General features: G+C 70.7%; 15 protein-coding genes. 4 read left to right on the top strand and 11 right to left on the bottom strand.

From position 1 onward, the window contains the following. Nucleotides 1-12: 12 nt before the first annotated feature. Together ACFWW9_RS20775 and ACFWW9_RS20770 are read right to left on the bottom strand one after the other, a co-directional pair. A complete protein-coding gene (locus ACFWW9_RS20775; RefSeq protein WP_390380061.1) occupies nt 13-762 on the bottom strand; it encodes a hypothetical protein in 750 nt (249 codons plus the stop codon). Nucleotides 763-850: 88 nt separating this feature from the next. Then, entirely contained in the window at nt 851-1,552 is a 702-nt protein-coding gene (locus tag ACFWW9_RS20770) for a Crp/Fnr family transcriptional regulator (protein ID WP_390380058.1), read from the bottom strand. Between the two features lie 313 nt (nt 1,553-1,865). Here ACFWW9_RS20770 and ACFWW9_RS20765 point away from each other — a divergent pair, with 313 nt between their 5' ends. Beyond that, nucleotides 1,866-2,930, top strand: coding sequence for an NADH:flavin oxidoreductase/NADH oxidase (locus ACFWW9_RS20765; protein WP_390380055.1), 1,065 nt, complete (start codon nt 1,866-1,868; stop codon nt 2,928-2,930). Between the two features lie 66 nt (nt 2,931-2,996). Here ACFWW9_RS20765 and ACFWW9_RS20760 read toward each other — a convergent pair whose 3' ends face one another. Beyond that, nucleotides 2,997-3,182 carry a DUF3073 domain-containing protein gene (locus tag ACFWW9_RS20760; protein WP_106196235.1) on the bottom strand — a complete coding sequence of 62 codons (186 nt, stop codon included), beginning with the start codon at nt 3,180-3,182 and terminating at the stop codon, nt 2,997-2,999. Nucleotides 3,183-3,365: 183 nt separating this feature from the next. On the opposite strand from ACFWW9_RS20760, the gene ACFWW9_RS20755 reads away from it, so the two are divergent. Beyond that, nucleotides 3,366-4,262 (top strand): hypothetical protein, encoded by an 897-nt coding sequence (locus ACFWW9_RS20755; protein ID WP_390380051.1) that lies wholly within the window; start codon nt 3,366-3,368, stop codon nt 4,260-4,262. Between the two features lie 3 nt (nt 4,263-4,265). On the opposite strand, the gene ACFWW9_RS20750 is transcribed toward ACFWW9_RS20755, so the two are convergent. The 5 genes from ACFWW9_RS20750 to ACFWW9_RS20730 form a co-directional block, all read right to left on the bottom strand. Next, nucleotides 4,266-5,447 (bottom strand): MFS transporter, encoded by a 1,182-nt coding sequence (locus tag ACFWW9_RS20750; RefSeq protein WP_390380048.1) that lies wholly within the window; start codon nt 5,445-5,447, stop codon nt 4,266-4,268. A gap of 357 nt (nt 5,448-5,804) precedes the next feature. After that, nucleotides 5,805-6,380: an aerial mycelium formation protein gene (locus ACFWW9_RS20745; protein WP_390380045.1), complete on the bottom strand. Its 576-nt coding sequence runs from the start codon at nt 6,378-6,380 to the stop codon at nt 5,805-5,807. A 60-nt stretch (nt 6,381-6,440) separates the two neighbouring features. Beyond that, nucleotides 6,441-7,172, bottom strand: a complete 732-nt coding sequence (locus ACFWW9_RS20740) for a 3-keto-5-aminohexanoate cleavage protein (RefSeq protein ID WP_390380042.1) — start codon at nt 7,170-7,172, stop codon at nt 6,441-6,443. 228 nt (nt 7,173-7,400) lie between these two features. Then, nucleotides 7,401-8,495, bottom strand: coding sequence for a YgfZ/GcvT domain-containing protein (locus tag ACFWW9_RS20735; protein WP_390380039.1), 1,095 nt, complete (start codon nt 8,493-8,495; stop codon nt 7,401-7,403). Then, nucleotides 8,492-8,875: a Fur family transcriptional regulator gene (locus tag ACFWW9_RS20730; protein ID WP_390380170.1), complete on the bottom strand. Its 384-nt coding sequence runs from the start codon at nt 8,873-8,875 to the stop codon at nt 8,492-8,494. Before ACFWW9_RS20730 ends, ACFWW9_RS20735 begins: the two co-directional genes overlap by 4 nt. A gap of 88 nt (nt 8,876-8,963) precedes the next feature. Here ACFWW9_RS20730 and ACFWW9_RS20725 point away from each other — a divergent pair, with 88 nt between their 5' ends. Together ACFWW9_RS20725 and ACFWW9_RS20720 are read left to right on the top strand one after the other, a co-directional pair. After that, on the top strand, nt 8,964-9,806 hold the full coding sequence (locus tag ACFWW9_RS20725) for an aminodeoxychorismate lyase (protein WP_390380036.1): 843 nt from the start codon (nt 8,964-8,966) through the stop codon (nt 9,804-9,806). An 87-nt stretch (nt 9,807-9,893) separates the two neighbouring features. After that, nucleotides 9,894-11,390 carry a hypothetical protein gene (locus ACFWW9_RS20720; protein WP_390380033.1) on the top strand — a complete coding sequence of 499 codons (1,497 nt, stop codon included), beginning with the start codon at nt 9,894-9,896 and terminating at the stop codon, nt 11,388-11,390. Between the two features lie 42 nt (nt 11,391-11,432). Here ACFWW9_RS20720 and ACFWW9_RS20715 read toward each other — a convergent pair whose 3' ends face one another. The 3 genes from ACFWW9_RS20715 to pxpB form a co-directional block, all read right to left on the bottom strand. Next, entirely contained in the window at nt 11,433-13,991 is a 2,559-nt protein-coding gene (locus tag ACFWW9_RS20715) for a glycosyl hydrolase family 18 protein (protein ID WP_390380030.1), read from the bottom strand. A gap of 89 nt (nt 13,992-14,080) precedes the next feature. After that, a complete protein-coding gene (locus ACFWW9_RS20710) occupies nt 14,081-14,947 on the bottom strand; it encodes a biotin-dependent carboxyltransferase family protein (RefSeq protein WP_390380027.1) in 867 nt (288 codons plus the stop codon). Beyond that, nucleotides 14,944-15,552: a 5-oxoprolinase subunit PxpB gene (pxpB, locus tag ACFWW9_RS20705; RefSeq protein ID WP_390380024.1), complete on the bottom strand. Its 609-nt coding sequence runs from the start codon at nt 15,550-15,552 to the stop codon at nt 14,944-14,946. The genes ACFWW9_RS20710 and pxpB overlap by 4 nt, the downstream gene beginning before the upstream one ends. Nucleotides 15,553-15,823 lie beyond the last annotated feature (271 nt).

The raw sequence follows: 15,823 nt of genomic DNA, 5'->3' as shown, positions 1-15,823 counted from the left end.
GAGTGGGGCCCATCACTTCCGGCCGCGTTCGCGCACCGTGAGGTCCCTGCCCGCCTGGTAGACGGTGGACCCGTGGGTGGCCACCGCGTGCTGGTTGATCGTGCCGGGCCTGCCGGGCGGTTCCGCCTCGGCCACGGGCTCGGCCGCCACGGGCGTCGCGCCCGTGAGGTTCACGGCGTGCACGTCGGCCCCCGCCACCCACATCCAGCCGTGGCCGCTGAAGGTCTTGACGGTGACGTCGACCTTGCGGAAGTCGGTCGGCTCGAACGTGGTGTGGCCCGCCGCGACCAGGGTGTCGTAGAGGTGTTCGGAGAGGATCAGGACCAGGTCCGCGTTCGGGAAGTCGTCGAGCGCCTGGTGGGCCGGGTGGCTGCTGAGGAGGCGGTTGAGCAGGACCGTGTCGCGGCCGGGGAAGCCGTTGGCGCCGTTGACGACCACACCGTGGTGGATGGCCATCCGCATCCGGACCCTGGCCTCCGGGACGCGGTAGCGGTTGAGCGAGTGGAGCTCCGCGGCGAGGGCGCGCACGTAGGTGTCGACCACGGTGCTCTCCGGGCTGTCCGGCGGGAGCACGGCGAACTCCTCGTCGCCCAGCGGTTGCCGGTGCCACGAGGAGCGGTCGAGTCCCGCGGCCGCGCCCGCCCGGTCGAGGCTCTGGACGAGCAGCTCCTGGAGGATGCGCTGGAGCTGGTCGTCGGCCGCCCCGTACTTGCGCAGGTCGCAGGAGACGAGCAGGCTGCGCCGAAAGTCGGCCTGGCTCATGGCGGACTACCTCCGGATCGGGACCTGCTGCGCAGAGTCACTGTGCGGTACGACATCGGACGGAAAACCGCAAAATTGCGGACTGGCGTCAGCAGCTCGCGAATTCGCGCAATCGCTGCAGGTCGGGGACGACCACGTTGCGCCTCAGGTGGCTGACGACGACGCCCGCCTTGCGCAGATCGCTGAACGCCTTCTCGGCGGTTCGCGGCTTCATGCCCGCGATCGACGCCAGTTCGACTTTGGTTAGCGGAATTCCCAACACCCATCCCTCGGTCTCTTCGCGGCCATAGGTCTGCACCAGCTCGTAGACCACTCGCGCGACTCTCTCGGCCGCGGGGTGCGAGAGGAAATCGCGACGTCGTTGATTCGCCCAGCGCAGTCGGTCGTTCGTCATGGCGAACAATTCGACGAACGCGTCGTTGCGCCGGTGCAGAAAGGCCGTGAGTTCCGCGCTGCTGATCATCTTGGCCACGACGTCGCCGCAGGTCACCACCGTGGCGGACCGCGGCTTCTGGTCGAGGGCGGACATCTCGCCCACCAGGTCGCCCGCGACCCGGATGGCCAGCAGGGCGGTGTTCCCGGTCTCGTCCGAGGCCTGGACCTTCACGACGCCGTCCAGCAGGAGGAGCACATGAGTGTCGCTCGCATCCTGCTCGATGACCTCCTTGTCCGCCGGATACCGGACCACGGTCCCGATGTTCAGGAGTTCCTGTCGCGGTGCGTCGCGCAAGCGGCCCAGCAGGCTGTTCGACGGCCACGCGAGATCCTGTGTTGCTGTCGGCAATGGCATTTGGATCCTGGTTACTCGTCGGTACCGGCGGGCGATGTGAAAATCGAATTCATCGTGAGCGCACACTCGTACCTGAGAGTAAGTGTGTGCGGCGGAGACCCCGAACGTGCTGCGGAGAGTACACCCAATTGGACGCATGCCGCAGGCGATACGGCTTATGACGAATTCGATGATCAACTGCGAATGGGAATGGATACCGGACCAGCTGGAATTCCCCTGCTCCCACCTGGTGTGATCCGCCTCCGATCGGGAACAAGACGGCAGACGTGGGACCTTGGAACGAGGGGAGAGACCACGAGGAGAAGGAGTCGTCTTGAGCCCCCTGTTCGACCCACTCACGCTGCGATCGGTGACCTTGCCGAACCGAATCGCGGTGAGTCCGATGTGCCAGTACTCGGCCGAGAACGGCGTGCCGAACGACTGGCACCTGGTCCACCTGGGTTCGCGGGCGGTCGGCGGCGCCGGACTGGTGATCGCCGAGGCCACCGCCGTCCAGGCCAACGGCCGCATCTCGCCCTCCGACACCGGCATCTGGAACGACGAGCAGGTCGCGGCGTGGCGACCCATCACGAAGTTCATCCGCGAGCACGGCGCGGTGGCGGGCCTCCAGCTCGGGCACGCGGGCCGCAAGGCGTCGACCTACTCGCCGTTCGCCGACCAGCACGGCGGCGTGCCGGACGACCAGGGCGGCTGGACGCCCGTCGGCGTGGGCACCGAGCCGTTCACCGCGAGCTACCGGACCCCCGTGGAACTCGACGAGGACGGCATCCAGCAGCTCATCCGGGACTTCGCCGCGGGCGCTCGCCGGGCGTTGGACGCGGGCTTCCAGCTCGTGGAGGTCCACGCGGCCCACGGCTACCTGCTGCACCAGTTCCTGTCGCCGCTCACGAACAAGCGCACCGACGGGTACGGCGGGAGCTTCGAGGGGCGCACCCGCCTGGCCGTCGAGGTGACGGCCGCGGTCCGCGCCGAAGTGGGAGAGGACGTGCCCGTGCTCGTCCGCATCTCGGCGACCGACTGGGTCGACGGAGGGTGGGACGAGCAGGACAGCGTCCGGCTCTCGCGCGCGCTCGCCGACGTCGGCGCAGACCTCGTGGACGCGTCGACCGGCGGCTTGGTGCCGGACGCCAAGATCACCTCGGGGCCCGGTTACCAGGTGCCGTTCGCCGACGCGGTTCGGAAGAAGGCCGAAGTACCCACCGGGGCCGTCGGACTCATCACCGACGCCCGGCAGGCTGAAACGATCCTCACCGACGGGTCGGCGGACATCGTTCTGCTCGCGCGCGAACTACTCCGCGACCCGTACTGGCCGTTGCACGCAGCGGTCCAGCTCGGAGCGGAGGTGAGGGCGCCCCAGCAGTACGCCAGGGCGTTCTAGAAGGTCCCGAGACTTCAAGGGTTGAGCTGCTTGTGGCAGCTCAACCCTTGAGAGTCCCAGGTTGATTCAGCGACGGTAGTCGTCGTATCCGTCTTCCGACGGATCGTCTGGTCGCTCGTCGCTGAAGTGTCCATTCGCGGACTCGCCGCTGGACAGCTCGCGTTGCAAGGCGTCAAAGTCGGTGGAATGGGAGCTGTACTTAAGCTCTCGGGCCACCTTCGTCTGCTTGGCCTTCGCTCGGCCGCGCCCCATGGCTCGACCCCCTCAGACAGGGACGGGGGCGGCCGGGGGAACGGCGGCCCCACTCGTCTCGACAACTAGTTCCTGGTAACTACCGTACCGTGTCGATGGGGTTCCTCGCGACGCGGTAGGCCCTGGGAGTTGTGAGACGCACCGCCCAATCTCCTCAGAGGGCCCTCATGGCAGGATTCACACGTGCCTCGACCGTTCGTCGCCTACCTCCGGGTGTACGAGCCGCTGTCGGCGCTCGAACCCCCGTTGGCTGATCAGGTGCGTCGCGCGCTCGAAAAGGGCTCGCTGGGCAGAGCCGACGTCGGCGACCGGGAACGCGAACTGTGGTTGCGGTCACAGCTGGCCTCGCCGCCCAGATTGCTGCCAGGAGACCGCTCGGACGGGCGTGGCGCGGTCGAGAACGCCCCCTTCGACGTGATGACCATCAGCCCGGCCGAGGTCCCCACGAGCGACGCCGCCCGCGTGGGCCCTGGACCGCTGGTCTGCCCCCTGGACCTGCGGGCCCGGTCCGCGGCCGGTCTGATCGGCTTCCTGGCCACCTCGACCGGCCCGCTGCGCGACGAGGCGCTGAGCAGGCCGTCGGACGAGGCCCGCTCCCGCGCCGCCTCCGTGATGGCCGAGCTGAACGCGGGCGCGGTCCACGTCGTGTCCACCACCTGGACCGTCCCGCTGCCCTGGTTCGCCCTGGTCGACCCGGACACGCGCCGCATCGTCCTGGCCCCGCAGAACGACCCGGCCCGCCAGCTGTCGTGGCGCGTGGCCATGGCCGACGCCCGCAGGCGCGTGGCGCGGGCGCACACGATCGTGAAGCGCTCGATCGGCGAGAACGGCCCGGCCAGGGTCCTGGCCGACACCGGCCGCTGGCTGGAGAACTTCCACCCGCACTCCGCCGTCGAACTCGACTACGGCGGCCTGGTCCAGCTCGTCGAGGACAAGGACCTGCTGGAGGACACCTCGGCCCAGGACGTGAACGCGATCATCGACGCCCTGGAGTCGGGCGACTCGGAAGAGGTCGCGCTCCGCTACGAGTCCCTCCGCGAGTTCTGGTCCGAACTGGGCCTCCGCGAACGCCACGGCTGACTGCTACTGCTTCACCCGAACGGGCGTGCTCGGGTACCCCAGGGCGCTCTCCCGGAGCAGCATCCGAGCGGCGACGGCGGCCACCGCCGCCAGCAGGAGGGCCGCGGGCCACGACACCGAGACGGCCACCCAGCCCGCGAGCGCGGGGGTGATCGTCGCGCTCAGGTAGTTGGCCGAGTTCTGCATGCCCAGTGCGGTCCCGCTGCTGCCCTCGGGAGCCATCTCGGCGGCGGCGGTCACCGCGAGCCCGTTCCAGCACACGGCCAGGGCGGTGGTCGGCACCAGCACGACGGCCAACAGCCAGACCGGCGCTTCCACCAGCACCGCGGACAGCACGAACCCCACCGCCACGACCACCGTGATGACCCGCAGAGGCCCCACCCGACTGCGCACGGCGTCCGACCACACCCCGGCCCCCAGTCGTCCCGCACCACCCAGCACCTGGGCGACCGCGAACAGCCCTGAAGCGGCCCCGACAGCCAGCCCGCGGTGTTCGTGGAGCAGTTCCACCATCAACGCGGCGGCGGTGAACTGCGGGACCACCAACAACCCGCTGGCGACACTGAGCCGGATCAACCGCCGATCCCGCAGCACCACACCCTGGCTGCGGGTAGCGCGAACAGCACCAGCCGGTTCCCGAATGAACACGGCAATGGCCAACGCCACGATTCCGGTGAACGCGCTCAACACCAAGAACGCCGCCGGAACCCCCGCGTTCGCCGCCACCACCGGCAACACGACAGCGGCCAACGCCGCCCCCAACGGCGTGGCGGTCTGCCGAATCCCCATCGCCAACCCACGCCGGTCAGCGGTGAACCAACTCATCACCGCCCGCCCACTGGCGGCGTTGACGCTCGCCCCGAAAACCCCAGCGCCGAACAACGCGAGACCGGCCACCACGACGTGTCCGCCCGCGGCCAGAGCGAGGCAAGCGGCAGCGCCCACCCCGCCGACGGTCATCACCACCCGCTCACCCCGTCGATCGGCGAGCGCGCCCCAGCTGACCAACGTGAGCATGGTCCCCAGGTTCACCGCCCCCAGCAGCAACCCGACCTGCGGCAACGAGAGGTGGAAGAACTCCCGCAACTGCGGCGTCAGCGCGGGCAGGCCGAGGAACACCGCCGCGTTGGTCCCCTGTGCGACCGCCCCGACCCCGAGAACCACCCACCGATACCGACCCGCCATACCTGCACGCTAGGCCCGCTGCTCAACATCCGGGAAGAAAATTCCACAGGATGGGAAGGGGTGAGGTGTGGGCATGAGGCCGGAGAAATGGGTGAAGGAATAGGCGGAGCCAATGGGCGAGATGTAGGCAGGAAATGGCGGCTGGGAATTCCGAGGGGCCGGATGATCGCGCACCCGCCGCCCCTGGAAGAACATCTCAGCGCTACCGGCGGGAAACACCCGCCGGACCATCCACCCAGAGCATGCACGGTTAGTGCAAATGCACGTGCAACACCAAAAAAGCCGCCCGGCACGCCCCGTGGGGCACGTCGAAGCGGCGTTGTCCGCCGTGCCCGCGCGTGGTGCCGGGCGGTCGGTTCAGTCCTTGACCCGGTTGTTCGGTCGGCCTCGCTCGTCCGCCAGCAGGTCGTCCACCGAGGCGCTCCCGCTCTGGTAGCGGCCCGCGATCTCGGCGTTCAGCTGGTCCATCACGACCTGCACCTGTCGACGGCGCTGGGAAACCGAGGCTTCCTCGCCGATGAACGTGCGCAGGGTGAGGTCCAGCTTCTCGTCGGAGAGCGTGCTCACGTCCGAGAGGTCGACGTCCGAGACCAAGGCCTCGACGTGCCGCTGGTGGGCGTCCGCCCGTGACGGCTCGTGGGTCTGGTACCGGCCGAGACCGGTGGACGGGCCCACGGCGTTGGACGCGAGGATCGTTGCCAGTTGGTCGACGACGGAGGACCCGCCGTCGGTCCGGCGCAGTTTTTCCGCGCGCACGATGTCGATCCGCGCGTGCAGCAGTCGTCGCAGGTAGGAGAGGTCTGTTTCCTCTTGGGCCGCTTCGTCGCGCAACGCGCGCACGTCGGCGAGAGGGCGCTGCTCGACGCCCTCTGCGTAGTCAGGGGCGAGCACCCGGTCGATACGGCGGCGTCCGCCAGGACGCACCTCGATCACGTACTCATCCTGAGGTAGATCCTGCTCAGCCGCCAACACGAACCTGCTTCCAAAGTGGTGTCAAACCTGTACCGGACTGTGCACACCGAGTAGTTCCCGTGCTTCGGCCACCGCCAGCGGCGGCCGTTGAGCGATCTTCGCCAGGCCCGCGGCGCGCGCCACGAGCTGGACGTCGTCCCGGACCGGCTGGCCGTCGGCGTAGTCGGCGGTGTCGGCGGTGCCCACCCGGAGGTGGCCGCCGGTCGCCAACGCCGCCAGCATCACCGGCAACGTCGTCCCGTCCAGCCCGGCCGCGGAGAAGGTCGCGCCGTCCGGGAGCCGACGCACCGCGTCGACCACAGTCACCGCATCGCCCGGCGACCCTCCGGGGTTACCCAGCACGAGCCCGACGTGAACACGATCGGCGACCGGGAGCCCGTGCTCGTCCAGCAGTCGCCGCAGCACGGCGACCAGCGCGAGGTCGGTGATCTCGAACGAGGGGGCGATCCGGAGGTCCCGCAACGCCGTGTGGAGCCGCACGAGCGCCTCCCAGTCGCCGTCCAGCGGAACCGCGGCCGAGTCCGGTGCCACGTCGAGAGCACCGGTCACGTCCGCCAACCGGACCAGCAGCCCGGTCTGTTCGCGCAGCCCGACGACAGCGTCGCGCAACCACGCCACCGGACCCGCGGGCACCAGCACCACGGAGACGCCGACCCGCTCGCAGCTCACCGCGGCCGCCACCAGGTCGTCGACCGAGCCCGTCGCGCGAGGCGCGACGGTGAGCAGCGTGCCGGGGTAGCCGGAGCGGGGCATGCGGAAATACTGGCACAGGTCCGGTCGGGAACGACCGGTGCCGCACGCCTGGAGTCCACCGAACGGCCGCACACCGACCCGGTACCGGTTCCGACGGCCGTACGAGCCCCGCCGAAGCCCGAACCGAGCTTGGCCCAAGCCAGCCCGACGTGGGCCCCGCCGTAGCCCAAGTACCCAGCCGGGCCCGGCCGAAGTCCCGGTCCGGCCCGAGCAGACCTTGCCGCGTCCCTACCGGCCCAGGTTCCTGGCTGCTTCCCGGCCCAGTGCCGGGGTGTCCGGCGGGATCGAGTCGGGGTCGATCGCGCCTTGCACGATCCGGTCGTCGACCCCGAGCATCAGTTCGGCGTCCACCGGCACCGAGCGTTTGACCAGCGCCAACGCCACCGTGCCCAGTTCGTGGTGCAGTGCGACGCTGCCCACGCGGCCGACCACGCGGTCGCCCAGCAGCACCGGGTCGCCGGTTTCCGGTTGGACCTCGCGGGAGCCGTCCAGGTGGAGCAGGAGCATCCGGCGTGGCGGGCGGCCGACGTTGTGCACCTTCGACACGGTCTCCTGGCCGCGGTAGCACCCCTTGTCCAGGTGCACGGCCGAGCCGATCCAGTTGACCTCGTGCGGGATGGTCTTCTCGTCGGTGTCGATGCCGAGCCGGGGGCGCAGGGCCTCGACGCGCAGCGCCTCGAACGCCCACGTGCCCGCGGGTCGGGCGCCGCCGTCGGTCAGGCGGCCCCACCAGGTCACCAGGTCGGCGCGCGGCACGACCAGGTCAACGGCGTCGTGGCCGGGCCACGTCATGCGGCGTGCGAACCCGCCGCCGGGCAGCGCCAGCACCTGGTCCGGCTTGCCGGGCACGGGCAGGTCCAGCTTCGCCAGCAGGTCCGCCACCTCCGGCCCCACCAGGGACAGCACGGCCAGTTCGGCGGTCGCGTCGCGCGGCTCCACCTTCGACCAGAACCGCATCGAGTCCAGGTACTTCAGCAGCGGTTCGAGGGTCCGCGCCTCCATGTCGAGGTACACCGTGCCGTCGACGTTCGCGACGACGGCGTGGTGCTCGACCCGGCCCTGCACGTCCAGCACCAGCGCCTCGGTGCCGCGGCCCTCGGCGAGGGCCGCGAAGTGCTGGCTGGTCAACGAGTGCAGCCAGGTCAGGCGGTCGTCGCCGGGCACGGCGAGCACACCGCGGTGCGAGCGGTCGAACACCGCGACCGAGCGCGCCGCCGACCGCTGCTCGGCGAACGGGTCGCCGAAGTGCCACGGCACCCCTTGGTCGGGGGCGCCGTCGAACGGCGCGACGGCGCCAGGTGCGGTGAGCAGCGGTGAGTTCACTCGGTCTCCAGTTCCAGGCAGTCCCGACACGTGCCGGACAGCGCGAGGTGGCTTGCGTCAAGTTCGAACCCGTACGCCTCGCCCAGTGTTCCGGCCAGCCCTTCGAGCAGGTCGCACGGGATCTCGTCCATCCGCCCGCAGCGGTGGCAGACGAGGTGCACGTGCTCGTGGTCGTCGGCCGAGTAGGTCGGGGCCCCGTGGCCGAGGTGGGTGTGCCGGACCAGGCCGAGCTTGTCCAGCAGGTCGAGGGTCCGGTAGATCGTCGTGATGTTCACCGTCGACGCGGTGGCCTGCACGCGGGTGCAGATCTGCTCCGGTGTGGCGTGCTCCAGTTCGCGCACCGCGTCGAGCACGAGTTGTCGCTGGGGGGTCATGCGCATTCCGCGCTCGTGCAACGTCTTGCGCAACGCCTGCCTGCCACTTGCGGTCTCCACCGTGCCGATGGTAGGCCGTGAGTAGGCTGCCCGTATGCGCGTGCTGGCACTTCTCGACGGAACGTTGGCCGACCCCGATGCCCCGCTCGTGCGGGTGGACGACCTCGGCCTGATGCGCGGCGACGGGATCTTCGAAACGGTCCTGGTCGTCGACGGAAAGCCGCGGGAGATGGACCCGCACCTCGACCGGCTGGCCCGGTCCGCGGCGATGCTGGACCTCCCCGAACCCGACCGCGCGGCCTTCGAGCGGGCCGCCACCCTGGTGCTGGACAACTGGTCCGGCGGCCAGGAGATGGCCCTCAAGCTCGTCTACACCCGCGGCGTCGAGGGCGGTGACGGCACGCCCACCGGTTTCGCGCTGGGCATGGCGATCGGCGCGAAGGTCCTCGCGCAGCGCGCGGGCGGCCTGTCGGCGGTGACGCTGGACCGCGGCATCGAGCCCGGTCTGGCCGAGCGCGCCCCGTGGCTGCTGCTGGGCGCGAAGTCCTTGTCGTACGCGGTGAACATGGCGGCGCTGCGGGAAGCCGAACGCCGCGGCGCGGAGGAGGTCGTGTTCACCACGTCCTCCGGCAGCGTCCTGGAGGGTCCGACGTCGACCCTCCTCACGGTCAACGGCCGCACCATCACCACCCCGCCCGCCACCCTCGGCATCCTCCCCGGCACCACGCAGGCCGCCCTGTTCCGCGCCGCGAAGCGCGAGGGCTGGACGGTCGTGGTCGAGCCGATCCCCGTGGCCGACCTGCACTCGGCCGACGGCGTGTTCCTGGTGTCGAGCGTCCGCAAGATCACCCGCGTGCACACGCTGGACGGCAAGCCCCTCGCCGACTCGACCGCGATCCACGCCGAGCTGGCCGACCTGTACGAGTCCGAGTACTGACCGGTCGGGGCGGCGGTCCGCCGCCGCCCCACCAGAGCTGATCCGACCGAACCGGCCTGACCGGGCTCGTCGCCGTGCTACTCCTGGGTGATCAAGCACCCGACGGTGGTGCTCCGGCACGGCGAGGTGGGCGAGCTGTCCTCCGGTTTGCGGGCGTTGGCCCGGTTCGTCGCGGTCGTCGCGGCCGTCGTCACCTACGTCGCGTTGCACTTCGCCATCACCGCGGGCACGGACCTGCGGGATCGCGCCGCCTTCCACGACGCCCCCGAGCAGTACGCGGCGTTCCTCGCCGCGGTCGACCGGCTGCCGTCGTCGATCGGCGAGGTCCGCGCGGTGGCCGCGTGGTTCGAGGAGAACGCCCCGTCCGGGAGCCAGAGCCGACCGTCGATCTGGCTCGGCGCGAGTCTCGCCGAGGACGGCAGCGCGAACGTCCTGAAGGTGGTCGACGACGTCCCGGCGGAGATCGACCGGGACCGAGCGGCGCTGGACGCGGCCTTCGACGCGTCCGCCGAGGCCGCGCGGCCGTGGCTGGAGGTGTCCGCCGCGCTGCTCGTCCTCGTGCTGCTGTTCCGGTACCGCCGTCGGACGGCCAACGCCGAGGTCGTGGAGCTGGTCAGCCGGTTCGTCCCGCACCGGCCCCGGTGGCGGCGGCCGGTGTTCCTGGTGGTCAGCGGCGTGGGCTACCTGCTGATGGTGTCGGGGTTCTTCTCGTTCGTGACGGCGACCCGCGCCAAGGGCATCCCCTGGTCGGTGCGGGGGTTCATGCTGCTCGGCTGCCTGGTCGCGCTGGTGATCGCCTACTTCGTGCTCCGCTACTCCCGGCCGCGGTCGGCGCGCGGCGCGGTGCAGGCGTTGCGGGCGGACGGGCGCACGCCCGTGCTGTACCTGCGGAGCTTCGGCGACGACGCCACCGCGGCCGAGGTCGACGAGATGCCCGGAGCCCTGTCGACCGCTCTGCTCAGCGTGTCCACGCGGGAGGAGCAGCTCGTCGAGGCCTTGGGCGCGTTCGGCCCGGTCATCGCGGTCGGTCGACCCCGTGAGCCACTGCCGCACCTCGGGGCCGCCCGGTTCTACCTGCCGTTCCACGACTGGCAGCCGGGTGTCCTGCGGCTGATGGAGCTGTGCCAGGTGATCGTCCTGCGGCTGGGCGAGGGCGACGGGCTGTGGTGGGAGGTCGACCAGGCGAGCTCCACCCAGCCCGCGGGCAAGCTCGTGCTGCTGGTGCCCGGCGAGCGGGACGGCCTCGGCGAGCGGCTCGACGAGCACCTGCCGAAGCCGACCGGCCTGGACGGGGTGGTGACCGGGACCGGGCTGTGGACGGCCGCCGTCATCGCCTTCGCCCCCGACTGGACGCCACGGGTCGTGCCCGTGCCGCCGGTGCCCGGTCAGCGCGCCCCGCAGGGATCGGCCGCCCACCACGTGGCCCGCGCGGTGCAGGAGGCCCTGCGCTCGGTCGGCGTCCACAAGCGGGCGATGGCCCTGCGGGTCAACAGCGGCCTGCTGCTGACGATGGCCAAGGTCCTGCTGCTGATCCCGGTGGCGGCGCTGGTCGTGCGCTTCCTGCGGCTCGTCGGGCTCTGGTAGGGCGGGGACCGCCCCGGAAGGGACGGCCCCCGCGAGGGAGGACTACCGCAGTCCGGCGTCGACCGCGCTCATCAACGTCCCGGTGTCACCGGACATCTCCCAGAACATCGCGCCGAGCAGGCCCTTGCTCTTGATCCACGCGGTCTTCTTGCCGATCGACCACGTGTCGTCGAACGTCCACCACTGGCCGCCCGCGCCCGTGTAGCAGTAGGTCGCCACGGCCACCTCGTCGTGCTGGGCCGGGCAGTTCGGGACGCTGGCGAGCAGGTTCGCGTACCCGCGCGTCCCGGCCTCCTCGGCGAACTGCCCCGGAGCCGCGCCGGTGGCCGTCTGCCACACGCCCTTCTTGCCGCCGTCGGCCACGCCCTGCCAGCCGCGGCCGTAGAACGCGAGCCCGAGCGTGATCTTGCGCGGCGGCACCCCGGCGGTGAGGTACGCGTTCACCGTGGACTCCACGCTGAACTTCGTCGCGTACGGGTCGGCCGGGTCCGGGTACAGGTTGCCCTGGTGTCCGGTGCGGTTCGGCTCCCACGAGTTGTCGCTGCCCGAGCCGTGGAAGTCGTAGCCCTGGACGTTGAAGATGTCCATGGACTTGGCGACCTCGGCCACGTCCCAGCCCGCCGCGATCTTCGCCGGGTCGGCCGGGGTGAACGCGGTGATCTGGTAGCGCTTGCCCGTGGTGGTGGACAGCGCGTCGAGCTGCTTGCGGAACTCGGCGATCAGCAGGGTGTTGTTCGCCTTGTCGTTCGGGCCGATGTGGTTGCCCGCGTGGCCCTCCGAGCCGGGCCACTCCCAGTCGAGGTCGATGCCGTCGAAGATGCCCGCCGCGCTGCCGGGGCCGCCCGCGCCGCCGTACACCGGCAGGTTGCCCTTGATGTAGGTGTCGAGGCAGGACGCGACGAACTTCTTCCGCGAGGCGTCCGTGGCCGCCACGTCGGAGAAGTACTTCGAGTACGTCCACCCGCCGAGCGAGATCAGCACCTTCAGGTTCGGGTACTTCGCCTTGAGCTTGCGGAGCTGGTTGTAGTTGCCGCGCAACGCCTCGAAGCCCGTGTCCGCCACGCCGTCGACCGACTGGGACGCCGCGTACGGCTTGCTGTAGTCGGCCTCGGCGTCACCCGCGCCGTCACCCTGGCTCGGGTCCTGCGGGTTGGCCGTGGTGCCCCTGGTGACGCCCTGGAGGCAGGTCAGGTTGACCGGGTCGATGTTGCCGAACGCGTAGTTCAGGTGCGTCATCTTCGCCGCGGAACCGTTGGTGTCCAGGTTCTTCACGAAGAACTGGCGGCCGTAGATGCCCCACTGCACGAAGTACCCGACCCTGGCGTAGCCGCTGCCGATGACGTCGGCCGTGGACACCTGGAGCCCCGCGGTGAACGCGGACACGTTGTCGTACAGGTCGCGGGCCCGGACGGTGAACGTGTAGGCCGTGGACGGCGACAGGCCGGTGACCACGGCGGACGTGCCCGGCACGGTGGAGTTCAGCACCCCGCCGACGAAGACGTCGTACCCGGCGACACCGCGGTTGTCGATCGACGCGGTCCACGCCAGCGAGACGCTCGCCGAGTCGACGGCCGTGCTGCGCAGTCCGGTCGGCACGGTCGGCGCCTGCGTGTCGTCGCTCGGGTTGTTGGTCGTCACGGAGAGGGCGTTGCTCGCCGCGCTCCGGTTCCCCTTGCTGTCCTTGGCCTTCACCGTGAACGAGTACGCGGTGTTCGGGTTGAGACCGGTCACGGTCGCGCTGGTGCCGGTGACCGTCGTGAACAGGGAAGTGCCCTGGTAGACCTCGTACCCGGCCAGCGGCAGCGTTCCCTGGGTCGCGGCGTCCCACGCGAGGGACACCGTCCTGGTCGTCTTGACCGGCGACCGCAGGTTCGCGGGCGCGCCGGGTGGGGTGTCCGCGCCGCCGTCGCAGCGGACGTCGTTGACGCGGCAGCTCGTCGGCTCGACCGCGGAGCTGAGGGTGAACGTCGGGCTGTACGGCTCGGTCGAGCCGCGAACCGCCACGCTCTTGTTGTAGTACAAGGGGACCAGCGTGACGATCCGGCCGTTCTGGGTGATCGTCGAGTGCTGCGCGCCGCTCGCCGTGACGCCCGCGGGCAGCTCGAACACGATCGACCACGAGGTCAGCACCGCGTCGGTGTTGTTGTTGACCACGTACTTGCCCGTGGTGCCGCTCAACGAGAACGACGCCGTCACCGGCGCGGCCGGGGGCGGCGGCTCACCGGTGCCGTCGCAGTTCGCGCCGTTGATCGTGCACGTCGTGGGGTCGGCGGCCGAGCTGAGCGTGAACGTCGGGCTGTAGGGCTCGGTGTTCTTCCCCGCGCCGACGGTGTTGATGTAGTACGCGGGCGTGAGCGTGACCTTCGTGCCGGTCTGCGTCGTCGTGGCGTTCTGCGCGCCGCTGACGGTGACCCCGGAGGGCAGGTCGAACTTGATCGACCAGCCGGTGATGGCCGTGGTGGACGAGTTGGCGACGACGATCTTCGCCTGGGTTCCGGTTCGGGTGAAGGTGGCGGTGAGTCCGGCGGCTGCCTGTGCCGGTGGGGCGAGGACGGTCGCGGCGGTGGCTAGCGCCACCAGCGCGATGACGAGACGACGCATGGGGTGTGCTCCTCGACATCCGAGAACCACGGCGGCCCGTCCCTGAACGTAGGTGACCTGGGTCACCGGAACAATGGGTCTAGACCAAGTTAGTCCTGAGGGCGGAACTCCAGCCGGACGCCTGGTCTTGCCTGGGCCAGCAGTGGGAGCGCTTCCTCGGGGACGACGCCGATCACCGGGTAGCCGCCGGTCGTCGGGTGGTCGGCGAGGAACACGACCGGCTGGCCGTCCGCGGGCACCTGCACGCCGCCGGTCGGGATGCCCTCGCTCGGCAGCTCCTGGCCCTGGAAGGCCTCCGCGCGCGTCAGCGCCGTTCCGTGGAGCCGCATCCCGACCCGGTTGCTCTTCTCGGACACCGTCCAGCTCCCGGAGCGCAGTTGGGTGGCCGGGGTGGTGAACCACTCGTCGCGCGGGCCGAGGAGGACGGGGATGACCAGTTCGGCGGGGACGTGGGTCGGGGTCAGGACGTCCGCGCCGGTGGCCGGGGCGGTGATCCGGCCCAGGGGGAGGGTGTCGCCGGGCTGCACCGGGGCCGGGCCGATGCCGGAGAGGAGGTCGGTGGAGCGGCTGCCCAGTTCGGCCGTCACGGCGAAGCCGCCGGACGCGGCGAGGTAGGACCGGAGGCCTTGCTCGGGAGTGCCGAGTTCCAGCACGTCGCCGTGGGCCAGGTGCACCGGCGCGTGCGAGCCGACCGCGCATCCGTTGCGGCGCACCGGAACGCGCGGGCCGGTCACGACGACCGTGCACGACGACTCGGCCCGGACGGCGAGCCCGCCGAGGAGGACTTCCAGGCAGGCGGCGGATTCGGGGTTGCCCGCCAGCCGGTTCGCCAGGCGGAGGGCGGGGGTGTCCAGTGCTCCGGACGGGGGGACGCCGAGGTGGGCGTAGCCCGGTCGGCCCAGGTCTTGGACGAGGGTTTGCGGGCCGGTGCGCAGGACGGTGAGGTGTCTTCTCATCCGGCCACCTCGAAGCGGACGCGGTCGCCGGGGGCGAGCAGGGCGGGTTCGTCGCGGCGGGGGTCGAACAAGGTCGTGTCGGTGCGGCCGAGCAGGCGCCAGCCGCCGGGGGTGGCGCGGGGGTAGGCGGCGGTGAACTCGCCCGCGATGGCCACCGAGCCCGCGGGGACCTTGGTGCGGGGGCTGTCGAGCCTGGGCTGGCGCAGGGGTTCCGGGAGGCCGACGAGGTAGCCGAAGCCGGGGGCGAAACCGCAGAACGCCACCTCGTACTCGGTCCCGGAGTGCAGGTCGACGACCTCGGCTTCGGTGAGGCCCGCGGTTTCGGCCACCAGGGCGAGGTCCGGGCCGTCGTAGTGGACGGGGATGCGGATGTCGCGGGACTCGGTTTTTGTTGGGTGGGCGAGGTCGACGGTGTCGAGGACGCGGCGGACCGGGGTGAGGTCTGTTCCGGGGTGGACGGAGATCAGGACCGTGCGGGCCGCTGGGACCAGCTCCAGGAGGTTCGGGAGGTCGGCCGCGTGGAGGGCGGCGCGGACGGCCGCGACCTCGCTCAGCGAGTCGACCTCGACCAGCACGGCGTCCCGGCCGCATCTCCGCAGGTGCATGGAGGCATCTTACGGGTGGTGAGGATTGTTGAACAATCCTTGGCGGGGTGGTGTTGGACGTTCTGGTTCGAGAGTCCCCTCGGTAGGGGCTGAAGTGGGTGGGGTTCGCTCCCGGACCATGGGGCGGGTCGGCGTTTTCTGTCGGTGGTTCCGTCGGAGGTTCCGGGGGTGGCCGATTTGACTTGGGGACCCCTCATTTTGGCCTTGATCGGGCCAAAAGGCAGTGCCCCAAAGCTCTGCCCGATCTCCAATTTTAAGGCCAAAATCCCCA

Origin of the sequence: Umezawaea sp. NPDC059074 (genome assembly GCF_042738955.1) — a bacterium.
Classification (GTDB): domain Bacteria; phylum Actinomycetota; class Actinomycetes; order Mycobacteriales; family Pseudonocardiaceae; genus Umezawaea.
Note: the sequence above shows the minus strand (reverse complement) of the source record. Positions and strands in the feature narration are given on the sequence as shown.